This window comes from Hydrogenophaga laconesensis, from assembly GCF_031457235.1.
In the GTDB taxonomy this organism is placed as follows: domain Bacteria; phylum Pseudomonadota; class Gammaproteobacteria; order Burkholderiales; family Burkholderiaceae_C; genus Hydrogenophaga; species Hydrogenophaga laconesensis.
Genome location: NZ_JAVDWE010000001.1, coordinates 765,646 through 791,945, shown reverse-complemented (window position 1 = coordinate 791,945; position 26,300 = coordinate 765,646). Strand labels below are relative to the sequence as shown.

Sequence of the window (26,300 nt, the reverse complement as noted above, 5' to 3'; positions counted from 1 at the left end):
CGGTTCCTCAGAAGATCGGCATCACGACGCCTACCACCTGCTCGTCGCGCACCAGGCCACTCTCGGCGTAGCGCGAGTCGAAACTGTGGAGGCCGATGCCCTGCACGTAGTAGTGGCCCGGAGGAATGACCACCGGCGCGATGGGCGCGAGCGGGTGCCCGTCGTAGGCGTGGGTCTTGGCCCGGCCCACGGCCTCGCCGTTGACGAAGACCGTGCGGTCGGAGACCGTCACGATGTCGCCGGGCAGGCCCCGCACGCGCTTGAAGAACGGCTGGCCGCGCAGGCCCCGGTAGTGCGCCTGAGCCTCGCCCGCGAACGCGAACACAATCAGGTCGCCGCGCCGTATGGGCTGCTGGTGGAACTGCCTGAGTGCCACGTGGTACGGCAGGCTCGGCGTCCAGTTGACGAGCAGGGGCACGCGCGGCGTCGGGTCCAAGAACAGGCGCACGTAGGCGAAACCCCAGACCGCGAACACCGGCAGGTAGAGGTACCAGCGCCGGCGCATGTGGCGCAGGAAGTCGATGAAGGATCGGGTGCGCTGGCGCCACCAGCCCGGCGCCAGTGCTGCGTCATCGGAGACGGTGTCCACGGTCATGGCTGTTCCACCTTCCGGCGCAATGCCGGCGTCAGGTCGCGGCTGTTCGGCGCTCCCGCGATCGCGCTCTTGATCACCACCAGGCAGCCGCATTCGCGAGGCAGCTCGTCCAGCGCCGCGGGCAGCCGCTGCGAGAAGCGGCGCGCGAGCGCGAGCGCCCTTTCGCGCTCGGCCTCTGTGCCGCCGCTGGTGAGCAACTGCGTGAATTCGGCTTCCTTCGTGCGGTAGACCTCGGAGAGATCCACCACGCCCACCACCAGGGCGGGGCGCAGCACCCAGCGGTCGTAGGCGGCGAGACCCGCGGCGAGCAGCAGCGCAGCGACCAGTGCATGCAGCAAAACGGCCTTCATAGCGCATGCCCCCGCTGGCGCAGCAGCTCGGTGATCGCCTCGTCGATCGACAGGCCCTGGGCGCGCAGTGCGTCGATGGGGGCGTTGTCCTCCAGCTTGTTCGAGAACAGAAGGTGCGTGGCCGGGTCCAGGATGTTGCGCGCCACCCCTTCGCCGACGGGCGAGGAGATGTAGACCTCCGAGAACGCGCCGGCCTCGGTGCGCAGCGAGTTGAGCAGGCGCTTCTTGGGCTCGTCCATCGACAGGCGGGCCTTGCGGTCCAGCATCTCGATCGATTCGGGCTTCTGGCGCAGCAGGAAGACCCAGTCCGAGCAGGCGAACGCCGCCTCCATCTGGGCCGACCCGTAGTAATCGTCGGCGCTCTGCGTGGCCGTGCCGAGGGCGCCGCCATACTTGCGCGCACGCCGGGCTGCCTCCTCGACCACAGCGGCCTTGATCGGGTCGTCGGCGCCGATGTCGCCCAACTGCTGCTTCAGCTCATCGATGAAGAGCACCTTGCGCCGGTTGCGCGTGAGGTACATCTCCCCCGTGATCTGGTGCAGCAGGAGGATGTTGACGACCGCGTGCAGGTCCGGGCGGCGCTTGAGTTCCTCATTCTCGATGACGATGAAATCGTTGCTGAAATCGACGTTGGCCCGGCCCTCGAAGAAGCGCTCGTACTGCCCACCCTTGGCATAGGGATTGAGCATGATGGCGAGATCCCGGATGCGCGGATCTCCCCGGACGCCCAGCTCCTCGATGGTCCCGGTCTTGAAGGCGTCGCGCAGGCCCGTGATCGTGAGGTCCCTGCCGTGCTCGCGCCAGAGCTTGAGGATCATGGCCGAGATGGCCTTGCGCTGGACCTCGTCCAGCGAATGCTGCATCGAGCACATCTTGCTGATGCCCGGCACCAGCATGTCGATGTCCTCGTTGATGTCGTGCACGATGGTGAACGGGTTCAGGCAGATGTCCACATCGGGCCGGAATTCGATGTACGTTCCCTTGGCCTTGCGGCAGAGCTTCTCGAAGCTGCGCCCGAGGTCCAGCATCCAGACCTTGGCGCCAATCGCGCGGTAGGACCACGCGAGCTCGTTCATCAGCACGGACTTGCCGCTGCCCGGCGCGCCGATGATCGCGAAGTTGTAGTTGCCGAGATCGTTGTCGAAGAGGTCCAGCGTCATGATCTGGCCGCGCCGGCCGCCGAACACCAGGGCCGGGGTGCGGGTGCCGCGCCATTCCGCGATCAACGGCGCCATGTGGATCGCGTTGGCCATGGTCTTGCGCGTGACGCGGCGCATCTTGGACAGGTCCTTGTGCATGCGCGGCGTCAGCGTCATGGGCAGGCTCGCGAGCAGGGCCTGGCGGTGCATGTAGGCGTCGGCGTTGAGCTGGAATCCGCGCGCGCGCCAGATCGCATTGGCTGCCTCGTGCGCCGAGGCGGCCTTGTCCGGCTGGGTGAAGATCGCGAGCTGGTGGTACAGGCTCACGAGATTGCCGCCGGTGTCCAGCGCATTGGCCGCCGCGGACCAGTCGTCGAGCTTCTTCCTCACATCCGGCATCACGTCGGCCATCCTGCTCTTGGCGTTCTGCGTGGCGCGCACGTGGTTCGCCGTGACCACCGACTTAGTGACGTTCGGATCGAGGATGTGCACCCCCAGCGTGATCAGGAACGGCGCGCTGTACTGCAGGGCCGGCTGCATCAGGTCACCAATGAGCGAACCCATCTGCCACAACGCGAACCGCTCGGGGAACGACTTGATGGAGTAGAAGCGCGCTTCCAGCATTTCCTCGCTCGTGCCCTTCCAGAACGTGATGCCCGACGGATGCGGATCCTGGACGGTGTCGAAGTCCACGATCTGGTCGCGGATCTCGCGCCCGTCGTCGTAATGCAGCCAGCGGTCGTCGTCGGCGTTCAGGTCCTCGGCGTCCGAATGGGCGATCCGGTCCGGGTTGGTGAACAGGGCGCACCAGTTGATCAGGTCGGCCGCGTCGCACACGCGGTTGGGCAGCATGGCCGAGCGCAGGGTCGCGGCCATCGAGTCGCGCAGCGTCAGCAGCGCGTCGCGGCGGTTGAGGTCCGCGGCGCTGCCCGGGAAGGACACGCTCAGCATGAGCCGGAAGTCCCGCAAGGTGTAGTGGAAGCCTGCGGTGAGCGAGGCCTTCGTGCCGCGCAGCAGGTGCTGCACGCGCTGGCGCGCGAGCCTGCGGAACAGGTTCTCGTTGGGCACCGGCCGGCCAAAGGGCCGCGCCTTCTCGGCCTGGTCCTCGTCCTCGATACGCAGGTTGGTGTACTGGCGCAGCTGCTGGCGGATGTGCGGCGAGGCGAACAGGTGGAACTGCAGGCCGGTGCCGGGCGGGCAGTTGGCGTACAGCGAGACCAGCACCTCGGACATGCGCTCGTCGGCGCCCGACTGCGGCATCACCTCGAGAAGGAAGCCCATCCCTTCGCGATTGACGAAGATCTTCTCCTCGGCCAGGTAGGCGGAATAGGGCAGCCAGCTCGCGAACTGCTCGGCCGGGATGTCGGCCGGCATCCCGAAGGGAAACAGGGGGGCGGCGTGGCGTTCGCCGTGACGTGCTTCGGTGGAAGGCAGGCGCATGGCGGCCTCACTGCGGTCGTGGCCCCGTGCCGGCCGGCGGTGGGCGCAGCAGCGGGAAGGAATTGAACGGCGCGGGGCGTTGCAGCGCGCTCTCTGCGGCGCCCGCCGGCCCGGCCTCCGCGGGTATCGGCCCGGCACCCGGCTCGGTGGTGCCGGAGGGGGTTGCGGGCACGGCGGGCGGGGGGCGCAGCGGCGCGTACTGGTCGCGGATGCGCTGGCGCACGTGGTCGATCTGCCAGCGACCGGCATCGACCTGGACGTAGACGAAGCCCTGGTCCCAGAGGTCGCCGTCCGCATCCTCCCACGGCTTGGTCCACAGCCGCAGCACCCGCGCCTCGGATCGCAGCGCCATGCCGGGCACGCCGCCGGCGGCGTCGATCGCGGGCGCGGCGGCCGCGAATGGTTGGCGGGGCGGTGCGGCGGCGGCCGGGACAGCGTCAGGAGCCCTGGCCTTGGCGCGGGAGGTGGACGGCTCGCCCGGCGCGGTGGCGGAGGCCCGCTGGCTCGGCAGGTTCTCGTGCAGGGCGTTGACGTAGGTTCCCGACACCGACTCGCAGGCCACCCCATCGGGGGCCGCGCAGGCGTACTTGGATCCGCCACTAAGCCCCGACATGTTGACGCACCCGGCCAGGGGGATCAGCGCGGCGAACGCACCGAGGTGCAGCGGCCGGGTCCTCATGGCCGTGCGCCCGCCGTGCCGGACTTCGTACCGGCCACCTTCGCGGCCTCCGCGAACCTGGCCTCCAGCGCGGTGCGCCCGATGTAGCCGTCCGTGCGGATGCCGTCGGCCCAGATCAGCGTCGGCGTACCCTGCACGCCCAGGCGGCGGGCCAGCTCGAGGTTGCGCCCGATGGGGTGGTCGCAGTGCGCGTCGGACCGCAGCAGGCTGGCGTCCGCCTGCAGCATCCACTGGCGCCAGGCGCGCTCGCGGTCGGCGGCGCACCAGATCGCGATCGGACGGGCCTCGCCCTGGAAGGGCAGGAGAAAGGTGTAGACCGTGACGTCGTCGATGCTGGCGAGCTCGGGCTCGAGCTGCTTGCAATAGATGCAGTTGGGATCGCTGAAGACCGCGACCTTGCGCCCCCCGTTCCCGTGCACCGTCCGGATCGCGTCGGCCAGCGGCAGCTGCTCCAGGGAGACGGTTGCCACCGTTCGAGACACCGGCTCGGACGGCCCGCCCGGGCCGGTGCTGCGCTGCGCGATCCGCGGGCCCGTGATGTCGCGCATGTCTTGCGTGTCGAAGAGGCGGCCGAAGACGAAGAAGCGCGGGTTGGCCGCCGGCACATAGGCGACGTTGCCGTTCATCCAGACCTCGTAGAGCCCTTCGACGTCGGTACGCGACACCTCGGTGAACTGCGTGCCGGGGTGCGCCTTGCGCAGCGCAGCGAGGAGCCGGGCCTCCTCGGGCGTCGCGGCGTTGCCGGCCGGCAGGGCGGCGAGCAGCGCCGCACACAGTGCGGCCTCAAAAAGCAATGCGGCGGTGCGCGAGCGGCGCAGGCGCACGGGTTCAGTAGTTGCCATCATCGGTGGCCTCCAGGTAGCGGGTTTCGGGGGAGGGGGAGGGGCCGGCGGTGGGCCCGGCCATGGCGGTCATCGGCACGTCGATGCGCACGCCCTTGGTGATCACCACGTCGATCTGGCGGCCGGCGTCCACCTCGATGACGGGGAAGGTGTTCTCGGCCAGCTTGATGTAGTACTGGGCGAGGCGGTCCAGCGCCTTGCCCACGCCCTGGCCCAGTCCAGCGCGGTAGGCGTCCGCGTTGCTGTCGGCGCTGGCGATCGTCCCCAGGGCCGAGGTGCTGTAGGTGGTGTTGGCGGTGGACAGTCCCTGGCCGATGCCGCTGACCACACCTGCCAGCAGGGCGTTGGCGAGCATCTGCCCTTGCTTGGTCACGAGGCGGCCGCGCATGCCGACCTTGCCGTCCTCGCCGTAGACGCTGCCCTGGATGCGCACCTCCAGCGTCGCGCCGTCGGCGCGCACGCAGGACAGGTTCTCGGTGCGCAGGTACGCGCGCTCGGAGCTGATGTCGCCGTAGCCGGCGGCGACCACGAAGCACTCGCGGTACTCGCCACGGAACCGGTTGGGAAGCACCGAGTTGTCCGAGAGACGGATCAGCACGGGATGCGGGTTGCTCTGCGACTGTCCGCCCGTGGGTGCGTCCAGGCCTCCGAGCAGGATTCCCCGCGTGAAGCTCACGGGCAGGAAGGTCGAGACGGTCTTCTGCGTGCTGGAGGACGCGCCTGGCGCGCCGTCTCGGGCAGCCTGTCCATCCCCGCTGCCGGTGGCCACCGCGCGGGACCGGTCCACCAGAGTGACGCGCGAGATGGTCGGCGTGGGAGGCACGGGAGGCGTGGGCGGCTGCAGGCTGGGCGCGCCGGCGGGCATCGCGCCTGCCCCCGCAGCCGACGGCGCCGGGGGCGGCGGCAGGCTCGCAGCAGGCGGCATGGCGACCGGGCTCGCCGGCGCGGGCGGCGGTGGCGGCGGCGCGGGTGGCGCAGGAGGGGGCGCGGCCGGGGGCTGCTGGTTCGCGGTCAGGCGCTTCTCCAACTCCGCGAAGCGCTGCATCGTCCGCCCCTCGAAGGCCTGGCGCTCCTTGTTGAGCCGGTTCTGCTCGTCGCGCTCGGTCTCGTACTGCGCGAGCTTGCGGCCCGCGGTGCCGACCCACTGGTCGAGCGGGTTGACCTGCGCGCCCGGCGGCAGCACGCCGATGTTGGTGACGTCGCCTGGCTGCACCTGGGGAGCGCTGCCGCCGCGCGGCTGCGGCCCCGGCCCGGCGAAGCTGAAGATCAGCCAGAGCAGTCCGATGCCGGCCGCGAGGATTGCGCCCAGCAGGGCGTACTGCCGCTGGCGCGGCGAGAAGCGGTCCATCAGTCCGCGCACGGCGTAGCCGGGCGGGCGGCCGCCCGGGGGCATGGAGGGCGCGTTCATCGTTCGCCTCCCCGCCGGATCACGTAGACGCTGGTGCTCTCGCCCGGCCGCAGGCTGTGGTGCTCGATCGCCACGCCGACGGTCTCGCCGCCGGCGCGGCTGTCGGGGCGGTCGAATTCCTGCTCGGCCAGCACCATCGGCGCCGCGCTGACGTTCTGGAGCAGGTACTTCTCGCCGGTCAGGCCCCGGCCCTCGTACTGGCGCAGCAGCGTGAGGCGTGCCTCGGCCCAGAGCTGGACCGGGCGGGAGCGCTCCTCGACCCGGACGTCCGGCGGCACGCGGTCGGACGCCATGGCCACCAGCAGCGCCTTCATCGCGCGCACGTGGCTGGGCGCGGGGCCCGAGGGGGCGGCCTCGGCGGCGGCCGGGCGCAGCGCGCGCGGCGTCTTGTCGCGGATGACGATGGTGTCTGCGGGCGTGTCCGAGCGGCGCAGCAGCAAGGTGTAGGTGGCGGAGGCCGAGGCCACGAAGAGGTTGATCGGCTGGGCCGCATCGCCGACCGGGCGGATGTAGATTTCGCCCTTGTCGCGATCGCACTCGACGATGACCTCCCCGGCCGGATTGACCGCGGGCGATGAGAACGCACCCGCGGGGGAGAGTCCGGGCGTGGCGGAGGGCGAGCCGGGCGAGGCTGGCGGTGCGGAAGCGGGCATCGGCGGGCCGCCGCAATGGCTGGAATGGATGTTGCCGAACACGTCGGTGATCGGCGTGCCCTCGATGCGGATGCGCGTGGGCTCCTTCAACGACACGATGGCCTCGGCGGCGACGCCGTCGCTCGCCTCGACGACCTGCAGCGCATGGGCATGCAGCCCGAAGGACAGGGCCGTGACGAGGAGGATCCGCCGCGCGGCGGGAGGCAGTCGCTTCCAGCGCTCGCGTGTCGGCGGCAAGGGCACGCGTGCTGGCGCGGTTGCGGCGCGCGCGGCCGGGCCTGCGCCGCCGACGGCGCGGCGGGCCACGGGCAGGCGCAGTGGCGTGCGCGCGGTGTCACTTGACCGCATAGGGCACCTCCTTGAATCCGATGACGTGCATGCGAGCGCCGGCATGACCGAAGTCGATGCGGTAGGCCTTGAGTTCGTTGGCGGTCTCGTAGCCGTTCACGAGGGTGCGCAGGCGTCCGCGCACGACCAGCGACTGCGCTTCCTCGCTGGCCACGAGCTGCTGCGGCGCGAATGCCGTCGCGGCGTTGATGCGCTTGAGGCGCTCCGCCTCGACTTCCTGGCGCGCCTTGAGCGCGCCGTATTGCGCCGGGTCGACGTAGCCGAGCAGGATGTCCTTCTTCCAGTCGATGGAGCTGGGGGTGACGTCCAGGATCAGCCAGGCGACGAAGCTGCCCATCTGCTCGAGGTACTCGCTCGATGCCTGGTCGGCCGTGACCCAGAAGGTCTTGCTCAGCGACGGTGGAACGACCACGGTGCGCACCGTCCCCAGGAGCTGGAGGATGACGATGAGCGCGACGAACAAGCCCGCGGCCAGCGCGCCCACGGCCAGGCCCAGTCCCCGGTTGCGCCGGCGTAGCTCCTTGAGGTCGCCGCTGAGTCGCTCGAAGTCCATGGTGCGCCTCGGCTCAGCCGACCATCCGGCGGAGATGGGACGGCGGCGTCACGCGCATCGACGTCGCCGGGTTGGTCGGCAGGTGCCAGTAGAGCCAGTGGAGGGCGAACGCGGGGTGCTTGTCCGCCTTGAGGCGCGATATCCAGCGCGAGATGGCGAACCCGGCGGCCATGCAGACCGCGAACGCCACCTTGCTCGACGACAGGTAGCCGACGAAGAACATGAACACGATGGGCGCGGCGACGTCCACGTCCCAGAAGCCCAGCTTCCAGCTGTCGTCGAGACGCCGCGGGATGTAGGTGTCCGCTTGCATGGGGGCCTCCGGAATCGGGTGCGCCGGGGCTCAGACGACCGCGCCCATGATCGCGCCGGCGATCACCAAGCCGACCGCCGCGAAAATGGCCAGGCCGACATAAAAAAGGACGGGGCCGAAGTTGCGCAGCGCCGACAGCGAGATCAGCGCGACCACGAAGCCGACGAAGCCCACGAGCGCCTTGATGCCGGGGCCGAGTTCCGCGATCTGCGTCAATGCGCTGGTGAGCGGCCCGGTGATGCCCGTGAAGGCCACCAGGTCGAGTGCATGGCTCGGGAACGCGAGCGCCAGTCCCGCGATGGCGAGCGCCAGCAGACAGACGAAGGCGATCAGCTTGCGCGCGGACGAGCGCCGGGCGGCCGGTGCGGGGGCGGAGAGGATGGCGATGCTCATGAAGAACTCCTTTGGAAATGAAGGACTGAGGGACGGGACGGCCGGATGGCGGGCCGGAGGCGCTCGGGCCGCCGGTAGCTGCCGGAGGTGGAGCCGCTGCGGCGCGGCGCGGTGGAGCCCGCGGGCTCTTCGGGTGGATCCGGGCGAAGGCCGCCGGGGGCCGGCAGCGTCCGGATGGCGTCCGTAGGGCGCGTCCTCATGGGGCGTCCTCCGGATCGGATGCCGAGAGCGTGATCTCGACGCGCCGGTTCGCGAAGCGGCCTTGCGCGGTGTCGTTGCTCGCGGCGTAGCAGCACGCTCCGGCGGCCTCGATGTCCACGGCCGCCGGCCAGCGCGGGAGGCGGTGGCGCAGGTGGTCGCGCACTGCGCGGGCGCGCGCCATTGCCAGCGCGTCGTTCACGGCCTGGGGTCCGGCGCTGTCGGTTCTGCCGACGATGCGAAGCCGGTGCAGCGCTCCGGCCTCCGAGGCCTGGCCGGCAGCGGTGTCCAACTGCGCCCTGGCCGCCTCGTTCAGCCGTGCGTCGCCGAACGGGAAACGCACGGTCACGGCGATGTCGCCGCGCCGCTGCGGCCTGGCTGCGCCTTCGGGCTCATCCGGTCTGTCGGGAGATGCGGGGGACGGCTGCGGCGTGGCCGGGACCGCGGTGCCGGCCTCGTGACCCTTCGATGCGGGAGCTTGCTGCGCGGAAGCTTTGCGCGGCGTCTCCGGCGAGGCGAGGGGCGCAAGCGATGCCGGCCTCGGGCCTTGCTCGGCATCGTGTTGCCGTGCGGGAGCAGCCTGCGCAAGGGTCTTGGGCGTGACGCGGGGGCACGCGTCGTCGCTGCACAGCACGAACGGTGCGAAGCGGGCTGTGTCCATCCGGGGGCCGCTTTCCGCCTGCGCGATGCGCAGCGCACCCGTGTGCGGTGCGGCCGCGGCCGGCGCCGCCGCCGAGGGGGCTGCCGGCGGACGCAGCAGGGCGCAGGCGCAGAGCGCGAGTGCGCCCATGCAGCCGGCGATCCAGGTCCCGCACCTCATGGCGCCACCCTCGGGCTGATCCGCACGTGGTAGCGCACGGAGGCCGCCGGGCGGGCCGCCGCTGCGACCGCCGTGCCTGTGCCCGTGCGCGTGCCGCCAGCGGCGGGACCGCGGGACGGGGACGATTGCGCAGCGACGGCGGCAGCCGGCATGGCGGCCGGTGTCTGCGGCAGCCGGCGGTAGACCTTCCACGCATACTCCGAACGGGCCCGGGCGCATGCCTCGCCCTTGAGTTGCGAGCACGCGGCGTTGTAGGCGCCTACCGCGTTCCACGTGACGCCGTGGCGCGCGAACGCATCGGCGAGCAGCCAGGCGCCGACCTGCAGGTTGGTGCAGGGGTCGTACAGATGCGCCTCGGTGATCCCATGGCGCGCGAGCTTCGGGAGGTGCGAGCTGTTGATCTGCATCAGCCCGATGTCCCGCGTGCCGGTGCGTGCCTGGTGCGTGTTGTTGACCGCGCGCGGATTGAGCCCGGACTCGACGCGGGCCACGGCATAGAGAAGGTGGGCGGAGATGCCGTAGCGTTGCGCCGCGACGTCCCAGCACGCGCTCGCCGTGCCCGGCGCGGCGTGCAGCAAGAGTGCGGCGATGAACGGTAGAGATCGCATGACTTGTCCCATGGATGGCGGTCCGCGCCCCGGGAACCGGAGGCGGAGGCGCGACCGGCGGGGCCGGGCAAGGTCGGATGCGGGTGGTCAGGATGCGGCGGTGCAGCCTGGCGGAGGGTCGGGCCGGCGGCGGGTCGCGCAGCCGGTCGGGGTCGGTGGCGCGGGGTCAGCGCTCTGCGTGTGCGGCGTGGGCCGAGGCCCCGCTCGCGCGCTCGGCCATGTTCAACCGGGCCTGGCGCAGAAGTCGGGCGCCGCTTTCATCGATGCGGCGTGCCTGCGCGACGCAGGCGGTGGTGAGCTGGTCGAGCTGGAAGTTCGGGTTCGGATGGCGGTTCGCCGGTGAGCGCTGCAGCTCGCGCAACTGCTCGTACTGCGCGCGCCACATCGATTCGCGCCGGCGCGCCGTGGTGGGAGGACGCAGGACCAGCTGGGTGCCCAGGAACCGGAAGACCTCCTGCTGGTCTGCCGAATTGGCCAGGCTCAACGAGACGGCGGCGCTGATCAGATCGGGGAAGCGGAAGGTGGGGCAGACGTTCGCCGCACTCTTGAGGATGCTGTACAGCCACGCGTATTCCTCGAGCCACAGCCTCGCCTCGACTATGGTGTCGGCGGGCGCCTGCGGGTTGGCAGGGCGGTGCTGGATCGGTTCGTCGCGCGATGACAGGGCATGGTCCATCTCGATCTCCTGAGCGTTGGCGCGGTCCTGGGACCGCGGCCGCATCGAACACAACTCGGTGCCATGAGCGTACGGGCGGCGGTCCATGCTGTCGCCCTGGAATGCGATGGATATGGGGGGGATTTCGGCGACAGCTCTCGGCAAGCGCGCTCGGACGTTGCCTTGGCGCCGCGCCAGCCCTGGGCTTGCGCGAGAGAGCCGCTAGCATTGGCACATCACAACCTGACTGGGAACGCTCTACATGGCCAAGAACGCTGCACGCACCTATGCCGACATCACCAAAGAGATCGAGTTGCTCCAGAAGGAAGCGCAGGACCTGCGCAAGAAGGAGGTCGCGGAGGTCGTGGCGCGCATCAATGAAGCGATAGCGCACTATGGCCTGCGCCCCAGCGATCTCAAGTTCGGTGGGCAACGCCCGAACGTCAAGGCCCAGGTCGCCGGCACCGCGAAGAAGGCGCCGGACAAGCGCAAGGCGCTGGCAGCGAAATACCGGGACGACAAGGGCAATGCCTGGACCGGCCGCGGGCCGCGTCCGCGCTGGCTGCGCGATGCCCTGGAGCAGGGCAAGGTGCTGGAGGACTTCGCGGTCTGAGGCCTGGAGGAACGGTGCTGGACTTCGGCTGCGCATCCGCCGGTCATGACCGGCGGTGGAAGTGCGCGATCGCGCGGGTGGCCAGGGCGCACACCAGAACGGGCGCTGCGGCCCAGGCGGCCGGATGCAGCGTCCAGGGCCAGACCATCGCCAGCACGCTCGCGCACAGCGTGAAGATCGCGGCGCTCACGCACAGGGCGAACATCTCCGGGTCGTGCTGCCGGAACTCCCTGGACTTGACGGCGCGCTCGAGGAAGGCGTCGGTGGCCAGCGCCAACGCGAGGAGCCAGTACTTGGGCAGCCACTCCAGCAGCATCGCGAGGCGGTAGGAGGCCAGAACGAGCAGCGCGTCGATGGAGCGGAAGTAAGGGTTGTTGAACAGCCGCTGGTTCACCCGCGCCATCTCCCGCCCGACGGCCTGGTCCACGCCCGTGTGCGCGGGGGCGCTTGACGCGGCGGGAACCGGCGAGGCGGCGGCGGCATCGGCCTGCAGCTCCATCATCCTGTCCAGCATGCGCTCGGCCGTGTCGGCTCCCCAGAAGTCGCTGTTTTGCTGATGCTCCTGGCGTAGCTGCTGCATGAAGCGCTCGGGCGGCTGTGCTGAGGGCAGGTACAGGACCAGCAGCAACAGTGCCGTCAGCGAGGCGATGGTGACGACGCGGATCATGATGGCCGTGCGCTACCGCGCCCGTGGTCGGGGTCGATGATCTGGAAGCGCCCCTTGATGCGCCTGCCGCCGGAGACGGATGCGAAGTAGTGCAGATTGGGCAGCTTGCCCAGGATGTCCGCCGGCACGGCTTCTTCCTGGGTCTCGGTGATCTGCGTCGAGTAGGACGACGAGAAGTCGCCGAGGTGTGCGTCGGCACCGTGGTTGAGGCCGACACGAACGGTATGGATGGCCGTGCGGCCGAAGGTCTCGACCACGAACTCCTGGGTCGGGCCGTCCTTGGTGCGCAGCGCGATCAGATTGTTGAGGTTGCCGAGCACCATGCGCGCCGCGTCCTCGCTCCCGAGGCGCCGCGCCAGGTCCGCCAGCGTCTGCATCGCGCAGGTGGTGTAGATGCCTCCCTCGGCGCCCTTGTTGAGAATCTCGATCAGGGGGAGGTTGATCACGTTGGAGACTTCGTCCACGAACAGCGAGATGCGCCGGTAGGCGCCCAGGTTGTAGCGCATGCCGGCGCGCGCGGCGAGGTCCGCGAGCGCGAGCGCTCCGATCGCCGACGCCACGGAGGGATCGGGCAGCGAGTCCACGCACATGTACAGCACGTGGCCCGCCTGCTCGATCTTCTCGAGGTTCATGATGGGGCGCGTGTCGTCGGCATCGAAGGGATCGGGCGAGAGGGTCTTGCCGAGGTCGCCCGAGGTGAGCATGGACAGCACCGGCAGCAGGTTGGCCGTGATCTTCTGGTAGTGCTCGCGGTCGTGCCTGAAGGTCCGCACCTGCGCGTCGATGGTCTTCGTGCGCTGCGCCTCCGGGACATGGTGCTCGTAGTACGAGACAAGCCCGAGCAGTTCGTTGCTCGATGCCTCGGAGGGACGGCGGATGTTCCCGCGCTGCGCGTCGTGCAGCAGCTTCTTCATCTCGGGCACTTCGCGCCAGCCGGGCCCCAGCATGGCGGCATAGTGCCGGCGCAGCGTTGCCTCCAGGATCGGCTCGATGCCGCCCTCGATGTAGCGCGTGAGCTTGAGCAGGTTGGGGCGCTCCTCCAACTCCACGAGGCCCTGGACGACCACGTTCACTGCGTCCCAGCCGAAGGCGCTGAAGGCACCGGCCGTGTCCGGCGGCATGATGGACTGGATGCGGGAGGCGACCTCGCTGGGCTTTTGCCAGTTGAAGGTGAAGTCGATGCGAATCCCCGTCTCGGGGAAGGCGGGATGGAATTCCAGGAAGGTGTCGGGCTCGCGATAGCGCTCGCAGGCCCATTTGACGACGCGCTTGAGGCGGTGGCTGTTCTTGGGGTCGATGACGATGACGACATCGCCGCGCCGCACCGCCTGGGTGATGAGGTTGGCGAGCGCGACGCCTTTGCCGGCCTGCGTCGTCCCGACGAGCAGGGTGCCCCCCTCCATGTTCTGCAGTGGCCGGTACAGCGGCCGCTCCTGCGGCTCGACGCCGTGGATGTACGGCAGGCCGATCTCGGCGTCCGGCTGGGGATCGACGCGGTATCCCAGCAGCTTCAGCAGGGCGGGCGGGACCAGATAGTCCCGGTAGTCGATCTTCGCGAGTTCGTACAGGCGTTGGGAATGGACAGGCTGCCACTCGAAGCCCTGGCCGATGTAGACGCTGTCGGGTCCTGCGAGCAGCCTTTCCAGCTGGGCGGGGACGATGACTTCCATCGCGTGGCCGGAAAGGGAAGCACGGACGACGAGCACGCGCAGGGCCTGCGCCGTTCTGGCAAGCGCGGCGAGAAGGCAGGCGATCGCCATCGGCGCCGCCAGCAGCCATGGCAGCGCCCGTACCGCGGCCTCGAACAGGGTCACGGCGAACGCCAGGTACCACGCCAGGCACGCATAGCCCTCGTAGGCGCGCCGCCAGGGCATCTCGTAGCGGCGTACGAGCATCTCAGCGATTCCCGCTGCCTGCGTCCGCCGCGGGCTCCATTCCCGAGACGAAGGGCGGCGCGATGGTCAGGCCCAGGCATGCCTCGCCGCCGAACACCCAGGTCGAGGTGGGCGCCGGTCCGTCGCCGCCGCCCGCCAGCATGCGTGCTTCGCGCAGCGCGCGCAGCGCCAGCGACGGCTCGACATGTCGGCGTTCGAATTCCGCGAGCGCCACGAACAGGCCGGCGGGCGTCGCTGCGGCCATCGGAGCGGCGCTGCCGGTGTTCAGGGCGTCGACGATGTCGACGAGGGCCGCGCGCACGTGCGGAGCCAGGCGCATCGGGGCGTGCAAGGCCAGGGAGGGCGCGACGGGAGGGTCCGCTTGCGCCGCGGAGGAGGCGTCGCTCGCAGATGCGCCCTGGACGGTCGACTGGGGGCCCCCGGTGTCCGCCGCCCGTTCGCCGGTCTCGGGCGCTGGCGTCCCTGGGCCTGCGGCGCCGAGGGCGCTGACCGGCAACTCGAGCTGGTGCGGCTCGGCCCTTGGAGACGCCGCGGGTAGCGGGCCGGGCGCGCGGGAATGCGCGGGCGTGGGCGTGGGCGTGGGCGCGGCACTGCCCTCCGGGGCGGCCCCGAGCTCGGCGGCGAGCGCGTCTGCCAGCGGTTCGGGCCTGGGTTCGAGGCCGGCCAGCACGGCAGCGGCCGCGGCGAGCTTGACCGCTTCCAGCGGTGTCTTGGCGCCGGGGGGCGCGATCGTCCAGAGCGGCTTGCCGTCGGCGCGCGTTTCGAAGACGCCTGCGCCGAGCAGCACCTCCAGCATCGTCTCGGGCGCCTTCGGGACGCCTGGCAGTTGGTCGGCTTCGAGCAGCTTGCGGACGTCAGCGGCCGCGTTCGGCCAGACGAGGAACAGCCCGTCGCGGCCGTACCAGACGCGGGAACGCTCGCTGTTCGGCAGCCAGGCGGGATGGGTCGCAACGAGGCGGCGCAGCGCATCCACGAGATAGCGCTCCAGGTGCGATCCGAGCTGGGGCTTGCCGTAGCGGTCGGCGCTGGCCTTGAGGAACCGGTCGATGACCAGGGCCGCGGAGCGGCGGACCAGCTCGGCCAGGATGTTGTGCTCGCGGTACAGCGGCATCCCCGACAGGCTTGCCATCATGTGCGGGACCACCACCGTGTTGCCCTGGGCCAGATGCTGCAGCGTCTCCACCGGCACGATCTGGGGCAGGACGAACAGCGAGAGGCCGGGGCTGTCGGGGGCGTTCGGGATCCACTTGAGGTAGTAGCGCGTCACGGCATGCTGCGACAGCCACGGGTGCAGGCCGAGCAGATAGGGCTGCCACTCGCTGCCCGCGTGGTCGGTCACGATCACCTGGCCCAGCGTGCGGTGGACTTCAGCGCACAGGCCTGCGATGAACGTGGCCAGGCGCCAGCGCGGCTCCAGGTGCCGGCGCGTCGTGATCGTGGCCCGGCCCGAGAAGATGTGTGCGTCCGTTCCCTGGAGCGCGAAGAAGGCCGTTTCCAGTCCCACTTGCAGAAGGCCGCCCGGCACATTGAAGTAGTTGGCGGGCGTGGCTGGCAGTAGGTGCACGAACGCCGCATAGCGGCGCACGAGCGGCAGCACATCGCGCTCGAAGGTCGGGCGATCGGTGCCGTAGCAGATCTTGATGCGCGACAGCAGATTCGCGTGCGCCGCCAGCAGTTCGTCGAGTCCAAGCGCCGGGAAGCCCGGATCCACCGCGGGGTAGGCGAAGGCGGCTGGCGCCTGCGGTGGCACGGCTGCGGGACTCTCCGGCGCGGCATCGCCGGGCTGCCCCGCAGGGGCTTCTCTTGGTGGAAATGCGTCGACGGGCTGCATGGCCGGTCCTCCGTCCGTGTGCGTGTCCTTCCTCTGTACGGGGGTGGTGCCGGCAACCGGCGAGGTGGGCGCGCGGGCGGATCCGCCGCGGCAGGGTCAGTCGCGCGAGGTGTGCAGCCGTGCGTTCGGAGCGAGGCGCCACTGCAGGCAGGCCGGGTCCGGCAGCGGTGGCGTGGGAAAGCTCATCTGCACCCGCGGGTCGCGGGGAAAGCGGACCATCAGCTTGCAGAAGGGGCAGTTGCCGGCCGCGTGCGCGGCGGCGCCCGCCTCGGCAAGGTGTTCGCTGCCGCAGACGGCACAGGTGACCAGGGAGAAGCAGACCTCCTTGGCATTCCAGATGCCGTCGAGGTGCCGCGCCAGGTCGAAAGCCCGATCGAAGCTGAGCCGGGGCGTGCGCCGGCAGATGCCGCGATAGTGGCGGTACGCGCCCAGCAACGCCTGGGCCGGGTCGAAGTCGAGGCCGCGCAGGCGCCGGTAGAGGCTTGCGAAGACCGATGCCTCCGTGCGGTCCAGCAGCGTGCCGCCGTGGTACCACTCCGGCGTCTCGGGCGAGCGCCCGCGCGGCGGCACGCAGTGGTCGGCATGGAGCAGGCGCAGGATCTGGCGCTGGTGGAGTCCGCTCACGATCTCGATCGTGCGCAGGCGCGCGCCGAGCTGCGCGCATTCCCTGGCGAGCCCGAGCCGCTGGAGCTGGCGCTCCGCGTGGCGTACCGGAGCGGTCGGCAAGGGGGGCGGCGGCACCATGTCGCAGTCACATGCAGGGCGCCTGCTCGGCGGCCGCCACCGGAGCAGCGGGCAGGATCGGCGCAGGCGGATGGACGGCGCAGAGGGCGCCGGCGAGTGGCAGGGGCGAGCGCAGAAGGGTGAACAGGTCGGCGCGCGGAGCGAACAGGGTCTCGTTGCCAACGTTGGCCACGATGGCGAGAATCTGTGTGCTGGACAGTGAGGCGAGGTATCGGGCGTCGGGCTCGCGCAGTCCAAACAGCCCGCAGGCCAGGGTGGGGTCGCGGCTGATGCTGTCGCGCATCGTCAGCAAGAGCGTGAGGTTGGAAAGCTGGACCTCCGAGAGATCGATGGCGACCATGGGTACCTCCTCCTTGGTGTGCCCCCTGGGGGCGAGGTGACGTGCCGTGCTCGGCGCCGATTGGCTGCAGGCAGGTTCGCGCCAGGTTCCGCCTGCATGCGCGTGCAGGCAGGTTAGAGCTTATGCTCTGAAGTGTGATTTTTTCAATAGAAATTGCTCTAAATTGTTTCGACAGGTACCGATGTGGCCTGGAAACCGGCAGATTCGGGGTGGCGGCGGACGATGGAGCGGTTGACGGTCACGAAATCGTGGCAAAGCTGGGTGGCATGGCAAAGAGCGAAATGAACAAGACATCGAGGACCAAATCCCGGGAACTGGAAGTGCAGGCAGCGGATGGGCGCGCCGACGAGGACGCGGCGCTGTCCGTCAGCCTGAAGGCCCGGCTGCTAGAGCGCCTGCGCGATGCCCGGATCCCGGAAGGGCACAAGCAGGCCGTGCACCTGGCGGAGATCACCGGCCGGGCCTACCAGACCACGCGCCGCTGGATCGACTGCACGGCGCCGGGATTGCCGGACCTCGCCTCTTTCAAGCTGCTGTGCACGGGCATGGACGGCGACCCCTCGTGGCTGTTGGGGCTGCTGGGCGAGAAGCGGTCCCTGCGCCAGGCCCTGGCCCCGACGGAACCCGCCGCCGCGCCGGACGGCGAGCCGGAGGAGTGGGTGCAGGATGTGGCGAGCGAGGTGCGCGACCAGATGTATGGCTGCTGCGCCAGGCGGATGCACGGCGACGATATGGAGCCGGACATCGCAGATGGCGACACGCTGTTCGTCGATTTCGCGGTCACCGAGTTCCGCGGCAACGGGAACTATCTGATCGCCTGCGACGGGCGCGAACTCGTGCGCACGCTCGAATACCGGCCGGGCACGGGCCTGGTGCTGGGCTGTGCCAACACCCGGTATCCGGAGACGGTCATCAAGGACGCCGCCGAAAGCACCCGGCGTCAGCTCAAGGTGCTCGGACGGGTCGAGGGCGTCATCCAGGTCCGCAAGTTCTGGAGGGGCTCGGCGCGGCAGGCGCCGCGCTGACCGCACACCGCCGACTGCGGCGAGGGGCCCCATCCCCGGGGCCGGGGATGGGGCCATGCCCGTGCGCCGCTGCGGTTCAGCTTGCTGCGGCGAGGCCTTCCCACTCGCGGGCCGGCAGCTCGATGAGCTTGCCCCCCAGTTCCTCGAACACGGTGGCCCGGTCGTAGTCCGGGATCTCCTGGCTGAAGTGCGTCACGGCATTCACCAGCCCGTAGCCGGAGAGCTCGCCGCCGCTGACCAGATGGCGCAGCACGCCGGCGCGCTCCCCATCGCTGAGCTCGTAGCGGTTGGCCAGCACCTGCACGCTCTTTGCGGGGTCGCCGCGCAGCTGGATGCCCTGGGTCCGTTGCATCTTGCGGGCCGCTTCCAGGAAGGTCGTTTCGGCCACCACGTCCTGGATGACGTCGCGCACCTTGAGGAAGAACGCCCGGTCGTCTGCGAGGAGCGTGTCTTCCTTGTAGACCTGGACGGCATTGTCCTCCGCGCCCAGTGCCCGCCCGATGTGGGTCTTGCGCAGCGCGCGCTCGGGAACGATCAGCCCGTTGCTGCACAGGACGCGGTACAGCAGCGGCTGCACCGACAGCGTGCCGTGCCCGACCTCGGAGTTGGTGATCGCGATGCCCGCCTGCACGATGTCGCCGGGTGCCATCGTGTAGGCCAGCGGCGGAACCACGACCTTGATGTACATCCTCGTGGGCGTGAGCTCCATCGACTCGAAGCGCACGTCGGGCAGGCCGCCCAGGATCGGGATCACCGCGTTGGCCAGGTCGTAGTTGTCCAACCGCCGGTAGCGGTCGGACAGGAAGGCGCGGGCCTGGCCATCCAGGGTTCGCACCATCTTGTGTCCTTCGTCGCACTGCAGCCAGGTGTTGACGTTGCGATCCAGCAGGTCCTGCTGCTCCGTGCGCATGCGCTCGAAGTACGCATAGGGAATGTTCAGCTTGCCGGCCAGTTGGCGGCGCGCGAGCTCGGTGACGGCGAAGCGGCCGCCATCGGGATGGTCGATGACCAGGCGCGTCTCGCCCTGTCCGTCGGTCTCGTGCCGCATCGCCGACGGGGGCAGCACCAGGTCCTTCTTGGTCTCGAGCTGGCGCGTCAGTTCGCGAGCAAGCTCCTCGAGGGTTCGTCCATTGCGCATTTGAATCTCCAAAGACAAATGCGGGGACGCGCCTCCCCTCGGGGAACGGTCCCCGCGGGGTGGTGAACGAAGCGGCGTTCGCCGCTTCACGGTGCGCGCGACGGATGCCGCGTGCCAACTCCAGGGCTGCCTTCGCCGCGCGATGCGCGGCTTGGTCTGGCAGCTACCAGCGGAGCGATGCTCCGGGAGATGCTCCAATGCCTTGTCGCTGACCTCGCCTGTGGCGAAAGTCACCGAGAAGGCGGGTCCGACCTCCGGTCGGACCCGTCCGGGATGGCCCGGGAAGGCGGCGCCTTCGCCGGGACCCCGCCGTCACGCGGCGCGTCTCATCTTTTGCACGATGGACCACCAGACCTCGGCCCAGTCGGCGCCCGGCTTGCGCGGGATGTGGACCTCGACCTCGCGCGCGGGGCCGTGCCGTGCCTCCTTGCGCAGGCGGCGCGCCAGGAAGTAGGAACTGGCCTCCCCGTCGAAGTCGGCGTCAGCGTCGTTGTCGCCGAAGATCAGCACCCGCCGCACGGTGTCCGGCAGCCAGATCCTCTCCAGGTTGCCCGCGCTCAGGCCGGGCCAGACCGGGATGTCCTTGAGCAGGTGCACCGCGATCGCGTTCTCGATGCCCTCGGTGAGGCCGAGCACCTCCGTGGGCTCGAACAGGCGGATGGCCGCGCCGTTGATGCCCGCGGTCAGGACCTTCTTGGCATCGGGCAGGGCCGCCTTGCGCCCGCCGCTCAGGTAGGTGCGGTGCAGCGACACCAGCTGGCCGTCCGGCCCGTCGATGCGCGCGAGCATCGCGGCGTACTCGGCCACGCGGCGGGTCTTGCCGTCGGCACCGCGCTCGTAGTAGCCCAGGCGCGGGTGGTAGCGCAGCGCGCTCGGATAGACGTCCATCCCGAGCCCGCGGCCGCAGAGATAGCGGTCCACCTCGTCGCCCCGCCGGATCTGCAGGCCTTCGTCCCAGATGCGGCGCGCGAGCAGCAGCATGCGCTCGGCGCCGGCCGGCTGCGCGTGGGACGCGGTCGCGGCGGGCAGGCCGCCGACGCACTCGTTGACCTTCTTGAGCGTGGTGACGAAGTCCCAGCCTTTGAGAGCCTGCAGCAGCTTGAAGCCACCGCCCGGCCCGCAAGAATCCCGGTTGCGGCAGTGGTAGTTGCCTTCGCCGTATCGGTCCGTGTACTGGAACCGGTCCGTGCCGCCGCACAGGGGGCACGGCAGGTTCTTGTGCTTGAGGATGCGCTCGTCCACGCCCAGGCAGCGCAGGATCTCGTCCCAGCGGCCGTGGGCGCGTGCCTTGACGTCCTCGATGCGCAGCTCGTATTCCGTCTCCGTCATGGCGACGTCCTGTGCGTTCCGGGCGGCCGCGCGCGTGCGGGCTGCCCAAGTGGTTCTATGCGATGCATGTTTTTCCTCCAATGGATGTGGCGCCCGCGCAGGCGGCCCCGGGGACCGGACCTCCCGCGCGGCAATGGCGCTGGCCTAACGGCCGATCTCGAACGTGAACAGCAGGCCGGCCTGCAGCGCCCGCGACACCGGGTGGTCCGGCCAGTCGGCGGCGCTCACGTACCGCGTGTCGGCAGCCATGGCCTCGCCGTCCTGCGAACGCAGCAGGTAGCCGCTGGGCCGCAGTGCGATGCGGTAGGACTGGATGCGCGAGCCGAGGACCACGAAGGTCCGGCCGGCGATGCCCGTGACGATCTCGCTTTCCTTGATGAGGAACTCGAGTTCCGCGGTGTCGCAGACCGGCACCAGCGGCCGGGAGCGCGCGAAGGTGGCTGCCTGTGTCATGGCTCCACCCCCTGTCCGGAGGTTTCCCTGGCGGGGAGGTCTGCGCACCGGCGCCGGGCCGGGCCCGCGCCGGGGAACGGCGCGGCAGCCGAGGCCGTGCACCGGGACTCGGCGCGGGCGGCCCGCGCTGCCTCGTCGTCCCATCGCGCGGCGACGCCGTAGGCGGCCAGCACGAGCACGAGGCACAGCATGATTTCGAATGAAGACATGGCATCTCCTTGGGTTGCGGAGCCCGCGTCCGCGGGCTCCAGGAAGAGGGGGATCAGGCGAAGAGGTCGCCCTGGAACGAGAGCCACTTGATCTGCTCGTTGATCCACTGGGGGTTCCGGGCGAGCCGAGCCTCGATCCAGCCCGGGTTGCTTGCGAACGCCTCCGCCACCCAGCGCGGGTAGCGTGCGAGCGACTCCATCAGCCACCCCTTCACGTTGCGCGCGATGTGATCGCGGATCTCCTCGCTGTCCACCCGGCCGCAATAGGCGATGGGCGAGAGCGGGCTGCAGCCCACCACGCGCAGGCAGTTGACGAACGAGAAGGGGAGGCGGTCCTTTTCCGGGTCGGTAAAGATCCAGCCCAGGGTCGCGAGCTTCTCGTCCAGCGGCGTTCTCGTGTTCGCCAGATCGCGCACGTCCTTGAGCAGGCGCCAATGGAGATACACGATCTCTTCCACCGTCCATTCGTGCGCGTCGTCGTCGCCGTCGGGATCGATGTCGGACCAGTCGGGCGCCCCGACGATCGAGGCACCCGCCAGCGCGGTGCTGGGGAGGATGTAGAAGACGTCCGCGGACGCTGGCGCGCGCGGGCGGCGGGATGCAATGCTTGTCGGCATGGCTGACTCCAGGAAGGGAGGAGGCAGCCCAATCCCCGTGAGGGGCGGGTGCCCCTCGGGGTGAATACTCTCGGCATGGCGCCGAGGCTCGCGGGTCAATGGACCCAGGCTGGTTTGTAGGTAGGCGGGTGATCCGCCGTGATCGGTGTGCCAGCTACCGGTCGGAAAGAGCTTTCGGCGCAAGGCCAGGCGCTTGCCTCGAAAGCCTGTTCCTGCCGGTGCCGCGGACGTGCGCGCGGCCAATGCTCCAGGGCTCGCAGTCGGGATCCGTCCGGTCGGGGTGTCCGCCGGGCCGGGCCCGCGGGCCAGCTACCGTTGGACAGCACCGTAGCGGGACGGCGGGGCGGGGTCAAGGCGCCCGGCGCCGCCCGCGCGGGCTGTCGCCGAAATGCGCCGGATTCGGGTTGGATTTCGGGTGGCGGCGCGCGCGGCGGGCGCCGAAGATCGGCCGCAGGAACCGAAGCACCGGAGGCGGCGATGGCTGATATCCAGATCGTGAAGACGGACCAGGGCGCGGTCAACGCCCGCATCCTGGCGCGGGAGGCCAAGGCCGACTTCCGCAGGGTCGAGGCGGCGAGCCTGAAGGTCCGCACGCATTTCACGAGCGCGGAGGCCAAGCGGTTGTTCGTGCGCATGTTCAACACGCTGCAGCTCAACGCCCACTTCATTTCCGTGATCGCGCGCACGCGCATCGACCACCAGGACGTCGAGAGGGAGGAGACCTCGCTGCGCGCCGACATCGACGCGGTCAAGAACAGGCTCAACCAGGCGCTCGACGGCGCGGAGGCCCTCTTCAAGGCCCATGGGATCAGCAGCTTCGCGACCTATGACACGCAGCCGCTGGAGATCGAGGTCGGCATCCTGTCCTCGAGCGGGCGGCGGTACCTCGAGGTGCTCAACCAGCTCGACCAGCTGATGCCCTTGCTGCAGACGCTGGAGATCCATGAGGTCATCAGCACCCAGGAGCTGGACATCCAGCGCGCCGCGCTGAAGCGCCAGATCAAGGACATCGCCAATTCGGCGCGCCGGCAGGCCACCGGTCTGCGCAGGCGCATGAATGCAATGGGGGCGCGTGATGGAGATCTGGGCGAGGTGGCCCCTCGGCCGGTTGCGCCAGCGGCCGGCGAACCGCGCATGGACGATGCCGCCGCGCTCGACGTCGGCAATGCCAGCCAGTCCGGGGGCGAGCCCGATCCCATCCTCCCGGCGGCGGAACCAGGGAGCGGGGCTGACGCTGCGCACGAGGCCATGGAGCACGCCATGGGTCCGTCCGTACTCAAGCGTGTGCGCCGCAAGCCGGCAGCCCCGGAAGCGAACGGGGAGGCTGGCAGTCAGCCCGGCGCCCAGCCGGGGGGCGACACGGCTGCCCTATCGGGTACCCCGCCGACTGCGGACGCAGGCGCGCCGGTGGATCCCCCGGCCGAGGTGGTGCCGCGGGAATAGTGCAGCGATCACGAACGGCAACGAGGCGGCGCAATCGCGTCCGCATCGCCGCGGACAAGCGCGCAGACCCTTGAAGGGACCGAACGAGGATGGGGCACAGCGCCATCGGCCCAGAGGCTGGGCGGCGGTCCACAGCGGGCCGGTGGAGGCGAAAAAAACCGGCCCAGATGGGCCGGTCTTTCTGCGGTGCGGCTGGGTTCAGTAGCGACCACCGCCGTAGCCGCCATCGCCGTAGCCGACATCCGAACGGCCGGCTGCACGGTAGCCCTGGGCACCATGGCCACCCGCACCACGACCCTCTTCGCGGGGGCGAGCCAGGTTGACGACGATCGAGCGTCCATCGACGGACCTGCCGTGCAAAGCGCTGATGGCGGCCTGGGCGTTCTCGGCGGAAGCCATCTCGACAAAGCCGAAGCCCTTGGAACGGCCGGTCTCACGGTCCGTCATGACCTTGGCGGAGGCGACGCTGCCGAACTCGGCAAAGTTGCTCTGCAGGCTGGAATCGGTGACGGAGTAGGGGAGGTTGCCTACATAGATCTTGCTGGACATGGAAAAGCCTTTATTCATGGGGCGCGCGCAAGGGCGCGCCGTTTGCGCTAGGGATGTGCATGTGGAGGCCACATGCGGACGGATGGAAGGGACGCGGTGGGGCGCAGTTGCTCAGCACGCCGGAGGGTGCTGCATGCACGTTTGCAGCCAGCCTTGGGTGACTGCGAAGATTCGCGCGGCTTCGCGAGAGGCAAAGGCTCTGTCAAAGCGGAACACTCGACAGTAGCTGCCGTTGCCTTGAGAGCGTTGGACCGAGACGGAGGCGCGGAAGCGGCCACAGTCGGTCTGGTGTGTCGCGGGCGAAACGACGTACTTGCCCATGGGAATGGCGGTATTTGGAATCGGGTTCAGTCGGCAACGCAGGCTGGAATGGACCTGCATGAGCATGGAGAAACGGGATAGGCTGCAGCTCTACAGACCCACCGGGCGGCAATAGCCGCAAAAGCTAGCCGCGCGGGACGATGTGGCGCCTTCGGCGGGCGTTGTCGTGGCTGCTGGGAACAGCCAGTTGAACTGGTTTGAGTATATCTCGATTCGTATGGACGAGAAGCTTGATATTCTTTTTGGTTTTATAAAAGCCCTGCCGCACCGATGCGCTCGGATTCCTTCGGCTCCGCGCGCGAGATGCCTGCCGCCGCTGTCTTTCGAGCCTGCCGCATTCTCCCCAGGCGAGGGCGAGGGAACGACTGCGCCGACACGAGACAAGGTCCGCTGCGGGAAGTCACTCCGACTTGTCTCCCGCGGCGTGGCATTCGGTGCTAGGACGTGGCGCCGCGGCCCGGCACCCTATGCCTCTTGGCGCAGGCGCGATATGGTTCCGGCAGCCCGCATGCGCCCGTGTTCTCCGCGGTGACTTCGGGCGGGGACAGCTGGATCTCCTCGACCCTCCAGCCCTGGAGCTGCTTGCGAATTCTCTTCCTCGCGCCTGCCCGCCGCCGGATGGTCTGCCGTCGCTCGCCGCGGTGACCAGAGGCGTCCGCCGAGCGCGGCCATGAACTTGTCGATCGCCACACCGTCCAGGGGACGTCCACGGTGTGCGCCAGCGTGTTGCGTCCCTAGCGTGGGTGTCATCCTGACCTAGCCCCACGTGAACGAGCGGGTCGGCCACCGACCGGCCTTGCCGGTGTAGGAGTCGAACCATGACCTACCCATCCGAACGTCCTGCCGTGCTGCCCGAGACGGGGTTTCTGCGCGAACGCCAGGTGCTGGTGTTCGTGCCCATCTCGAAGTCGACCCTGTGGCGCCGCGTCGACAGCGGCAGCTTCCCTGCGCCCGTGAAGCTGTCGCCCCGGGTCACCGCGTGGCGGGCCGAGGACGTGCGCCGCTGGATCGCGGACCAAGGAAGCCAGCATCCGCGCTCCCCGGCGTAGCGTCCCGCGAGCGCACGGCGCCGGTCGACCGCGAAGGAGCGGCCTGCGCGCGCATGCGCTCGGGTGGATCCGGAGGCACAGGTGCCCCGCCGTCCCGCACGTACGCGGCATCGCCATGGAAGCGTGGCCTGGCCCCGCTGCGCGCGCGGCCGCAAGGAAGGGACCCGCTGCACGCATTGCCGCTGCCCGTGCGGGGCCAACACTGAAACGCCGCAAGGAGGCTGGCATATGGCGTTTTCGATGGATGACCTGTTATGGATGGGCAAGGTGCTGCAGGCGGCGGGACAGGCCGAGCTGATGCCGCGCTTCAACCGCCTCGCGCCGGACCAGATAGCGCGCAAGACCTCGGCATTCGACGTGGTCACGCTGGCGGATGAACGCTCCGAGGCGGCGATCGCCAGCGACCTGGCGCGCCGGTTCCCGGGCGCGCTCATCGTGGGCGAGGAAGCGGCCGGCCGCGACCCGGAACTGCTGGAGCGCATCGGCGGCCGCGACCTGGCCTTCGTGGTCGATCCGCTCGACGGCACCCGCAATTTCGCCAGCGGTCTTCCGCTGTTCGGCGTCATGGCCGCTGCGGTGGTGCGCGGAGAGATCATGGCCGGCGCGATCCACGATCCGGTGACCGGCAGCACGGCCTACGCGTTCAGGAGCGGCGGCGCATGGCTCGAACATGAAGGCGGCGGGCGCCGCATCGATCTGCGGGTGGCTGCACCGGTGCCCCCGGACCAGATGGACGGCGTCATCGGCACCAACTTCCTGCCCGAGCCGCTGCGCACGCGCGTGAACCAGCGCCTGTCCTCGCTGTCGACCACCTGCTGGCTGCGTTGCGCGGCGCACGAGTACCGGCTTGCGGCGGCCGGGCAGGTCCACGCGCTGTTCTACAACAAGCTGATGCCCTGGGACCACGCCGCGGGCTGGCTGCTGCACCGCGAAGCCGGCGGGCACAGCGCGCATTTCGATGGCTCGCCTTTTCTCCCCGCGCACATGTCAGGCGGGCTGATCTGCGCGCCCGATGCGCGGAGCTGGCGGGACCTGAAGGCGGCGCTGCTGGATTGAGCAGGACGGGGTGGGCTGGGCCTCTCG

Annotated in this window: 30 protein-coding genes; 5 read left to right on the top strand and 25 right to left on the bottom strand. The window is 69.8% G+C overall.

Annotated features, from left to right (window positions below; all coding sequences use genetic code 11):
* Positions 1-7: 7 nt before the first annotated feature.
* The 13 genes from traF to J2X09_RS03770 form a co-directional block, all read right to left on the bottom strand.
* Positions 8-595 carry a conjugative transfer signal peptidase TraF gene (gene traF, locus J2X09_RS03830; protein ID WP_162015737.1) on the bottom strand — a complete coding sequence of 196 codons (588 nt, stop codon included), beginning with the start codon at positions 593-595 and terminating at the stop codon, positions 8-10.
* The gene (locus J2X09_RS03825) at positions 592-945 is read right to left on the bottom strand and encodes a hypothetical protein (protein WP_059400266.1); all 354 of its coding nucleotides are present in this window, start codon (positions 943-945) and stop codon (positions 592-594) included. The genes traF and J2X09_RS03825 overlap by 4 nt, the downstream gene beginning before the upstream one ends.
* Positions 942-3,524, bottom strand: a complete 2,583-nt coding sequence (gene traC / locus J2X09_RS03820) for a type IV secretion system protein TraC (protein WP_059400267.1) — start codon at positions 3,522-3,524, stop codon at positions 942-944. Before traC ends, J2X09_RS03825 begins: the two co-directional genes overlap by 4 nt.
* Positions 3,525-3,531: 7 nt before the next feature.
* Positions 3,532-4,137: a TraV family lipoprotein gene (locus J2X09_RS03815; RefSeq protein ID WP_246867535.1), complete on the bottom strand. Its 606-nt coding sequence runs from the start codon at positions 4,135-4,137 to the stop codon at positions 3,532-3,534.
* Between the two features lie 62 nt (positions 4,138-4,199).
* Positions 4,200-5,048, bottom strand: coding sequence for a DsbC family protein (locus J2X09_RS03810; protein ID WP_059400269.1), 849 nt, complete (start codon positions 5,046-5,048; stop codon positions 4,200-4,202).
* Positions 5,032-6,453 (bottom strand): TraB/VirB10 family protein, encoded by a 1,422-nt coding sequence (locus J2X09_RS03805; RefSeq protein WP_059400270.1) that lies wholly within the window; start codon positions 6,451-6,453, stop codon positions 5,032-5,034. The genes J2X09_RS03810 and J2X09_RS03805 overlap by 17 nt, the downstream gene beginning before the upstream one ends.
* Positions 6,450-7,454, bottom strand: coding sequence for a type-F conjugative transfer system secretin TraK (locus tag J2X09_RS03800; protein WP_059400271.1), 1,005 nt, complete (start codon positions 7,452-7,454; stop codon positions 6,450-6,452). Before J2X09_RS03800 ends, J2X09_RS03805 begins: the two co-directional genes overlap by 4 nt.
* Positions 7,441-8,007 (bottom strand): type IV conjugative transfer system protein TraE, encoded by a 567-nt coding sequence (gene traE / locus J2X09_RS03795; RefSeq protein WP_059400272.1) that lies wholly within the window; start codon positions 8,005-8,007, stop codon positions 7,441-7,443. The genes J2X09_RS03800 and traE overlap by 14 nt, the downstream gene beginning before the upstream one ends.
* 13 nt (positions 8,008-8,020) lie before the next feature.
* Entirely contained in the window at positions 8,021-8,320 is a 300-nt protein-coding gene (gene traL / locus J2X09_RS03790; protein WP_059400273.1) for a type IV conjugative transfer system protein TraL, read from the bottom strand.
* Positions 8,321-8,350: 30 nt separating this feature from the next.
* The gene (locus tag J2X09_RS03785; protein WP_059400274.1) at positions 8,351-8,713 is read right to left on the bottom strand and encodes a hypothetical protein; all 363 of its coding nucleotides are present in this window, start codon (positions 8,711-8,713) and stop codon (positions 8,351-8,353) included.
* 196 nt (positions 8,714-8,909) lie between these two features.
* Positions 8,910-9,731: an OmpA family protein gene (locus J2X09_RS03780; RefSeq protein WP_082136754.1), complete on the bottom strand. Its 822-nt coding sequence runs from the start codon at positions 9,729-9,731 to the stop codon at positions 8,910-8,912.
* Positions 9,728-10,339 (bottom strand): lytic transglycosylase domain-containing protein, encoded by a 612-nt coding sequence (locus J2X09_RS03775; protein ID WP_082136755.1) that lies wholly within the window; start codon positions 10,337-10,339, stop codon positions 9,728-9,730. The genes J2X09_RS03780 and J2X09_RS03775 overlap by 4 nt, the downstream gene beginning before the upstream one ends.
* Positions 10,340-10,505: 166 nt before the next feature.
* On the bottom strand, positions 10,506-11,015 hold the full coding sequence (locus J2X09_RS03770) for a hypothetical protein (RefSeq protein ID WP_059400442.1): 510 nt from the start codon (positions 11,013-11,015) through the stop codon (positions 10,506-10,508).
* A 241-nt stretch (positions 11,016-11,256) separates the two neighbouring features.
* Between J2X09_RS03770 and J2X09_RS03765 the strand changes: the two genes are divergently transcribed.
* Complete coding sequence (locus J2X09_RS03765) at positions 11,257-11,607, top strand: H-NS histone family protein (RefSeq protein WP_059400276.1); 351 nt, start codon at positions 11,257-11,259, stop codon at positions 11,605-11,607.
* 43 nt (positions 11,608-11,650) lie between these two features.
* On the opposite strand, the gene J2X09_RS03760 is transcribed toward J2X09_RS03765, so the two are convergent.
* The 5 genes from J2X09_RS03760 to J2X09_RS03740 form a co-directional block, all read right to left on the bottom strand.
* Entirely contained in the window at positions 11,651-12,274 is a 624-nt protein-coding gene (locus J2X09_RS03760; protein WP_059400277.1) for an IncC plasmid conjugative DNA transfer DtrJ family protein, read from the bottom strand.
* A complete protein-coding gene (gene traD, locus J2X09_RS03755; RefSeq protein ID WP_059400278.1) occupies positions 12,271-14,169 on the bottom strand; it encodes a conjugative transfer system coupling protein TraD in 1,899 nt (632 codons plus the stop codon). Before traD ends, J2X09_RS03760 begins: the two co-directional genes overlap by 4 nt.
* 1 nt (position 14,170) lies before the next feature.
* Positions 14,171-16,000 carry a MobH family relaxase gene (gene mobH / locus J2X09_RS03750; protein ID WP_082136756.1) on the bottom strand — a complete coding sequence of 610 codons (1,830 nt, stop codon included), beginning with the start codon at positions 15,998-16,000 and terminating at the stop codon, positions 14,171-14,173.
* Positions 16,001-16,096: 96 nt separating this feature from the next.
* Positions 16,097-16,744, bottom strand: a complete 648-nt coding sequence (locus J2X09_RS03745) for a FlhC family transcriptional regulator (RefSeq protein WP_059400280.1) — start codon at positions 16,742-16,744, stop codon at positions 16,097-16,099.
* A 7-nt stretch (positions 16,745-16,751) separates the two neighbouring features.
* Positions 16,752-17,084, bottom strand: coding sequence for a hypothetical protein (locus tag J2X09_RS03740; RefSeq protein WP_059400281.1), 333 nt, complete (start codon positions 17,082-17,084; stop codon positions 16,752-16,754).
* Positions 17,085-17,365: 281 nt separating this feature from the next.
* On the opposite strand from J2X09_RS03740, the gene J2X09_RS03735 reads away from it, so the two are divergent.
* Positions 17,366-18,109: a S24 family peptidase gene (locus tag J2X09_RS03735; RefSeq protein ID WP_092939577.1), complete on the top strand. Its 744-nt coding sequence runs from the start codon at positions 17,366-17,368 to the stop codon at positions 18,107-18,109.
* A 76-nt stretch (positions 18,110-18,185) separates the two neighbouring features.
* Here the strand turns inward: J2X09_RS03735 and J2X09_RS03730 are convergent, their stop codons facing one another.
* The 5 genes from J2X09_RS03730 to J2X09_RS03710 form a co-directional block, all read right to left on the bottom strand.
* The gene (locus tag J2X09_RS03730; RefSeq protein ID WP_059400283.1) at positions 18,186-19,247 is read right to left on the bottom strand and encodes a DUF932 domain-containing protein; all 1,062 of its coding nucleotides are present in this window, start codon (positions 19,245-19,247) and stop codon (positions 18,186-18,188) included.
* 312 nt (positions 19,248-19,559) lie between these two features.
* Positions 19,560-20,576: a DUF7146 domain-containing protein gene (locus tag J2X09_RS03725; RefSeq protein WP_059400284.1), complete on the bottom strand. Its 1,017-nt coding sequence runs from the start codon at positions 20,574-20,576 to the stop codon at positions 19,560-19,562.
* 144 nt (positions 20,577-20,720) lie between these two features.
* Entirely contained in the window at positions 20,721-21,029 is a 309-nt protein-coding gene (locus J2X09_RS03720) for a hypothetical protein (RefSeq protein WP_059400285.1), read from the bottom strand.
* Positions 21,026-21,238 (bottom strand): hypothetical protein, encoded by a 213-nt coding sequence (locus tag J2X09_RS03715; RefSeq protein WP_059400286.1) that lies wholly within the window; start codon positions 21,236-21,238, stop codon positions 21,026-21,028. The genes J2X09_RS03720 and J2X09_RS03715 overlap by 4 nt, the downstream gene beginning before the upstream one ends.
* A gap of 53 nt (positions 21,239-21,291) precedes the next feature.
* Complete coding sequence (locus J2X09_RS03710) at positions 21,292-21,855, bottom strand: hypothetical protein (RefSeq protein ID WP_059400287.1); 564 nt, start codon at positions 21,853-21,855, stop codon at positions 21,292-21,294.
* Between the two features lie 477 nt (positions 21,856-22,332).
* Here J2X09_RS03710 and J2X09_RS03705 point away from each other — a divergent pair, with 477 nt between their 5' ends.
* Complete coding sequence (locus tag J2X09_RS03705; RefSeq protein ID WP_242455310.1) at positions 22,333-23,298, top strand: DUF1845 domain-containing protein; 966 nt, start codon at positions 22,333-22,335, stop codon at positions 23,296-23,298.
* A 198-nt stretch (positions 23,299-23,496) separates the two neighbouring features.
* On the opposite strand, the gene rbp is transcribed toward J2X09_RS03705, so the two are convergent.
* Positions 23,497-23,847: an RNA-binding regulator gene (gene rbp, locus J2X09_RS03700; protein ID WP_059400288.1), complete on the bottom strand. Its 351-nt coding sequence runs from the start codon at positions 23,845-23,847 to the stop codon at positions 23,497-23,499.
* 111 nt (positions 23,848-23,958) lie between these two features.
* Positions 23,959-24,168, bottom strand: coding sequence for a hypothetical protein (locus J2X09_RS03695; protein WP_082136757.1), 210 nt, complete (start codon positions 24,166-24,168; stop codon positions 23,959-23,961).
* A gap of 818 nt (positions 24,169-24,986) precedes the next feature.
* Between J2X09_RS03695 and J2X09_RS03690 the strand changes: the two genes are divergently transcribed.
* Positions 24,987-25,217, top strand: coding sequence for a helix-turn-helix transcriptional regulator (locus tag J2X09_RS03690; protein ID WP_059400289.1), 231 nt, complete (start codon positions 24,987-24,989; stop codon positions 25,215-25,217).
* A gap of 228 nt (positions 25,218-25,445) precedes the next feature.
* Complete coding sequence (locus tag J2X09_RS03685; protein WP_059400290.1) at positions 25,446-26,273, top strand: inositol monophosphatase family protein; 828 nt, start codon at positions 25,446-25,448, stop codon at positions 26,271-26,273.
* The last annotated feature ends 27 nt before the right edge of the window (positions 26,274-26,300 follow it).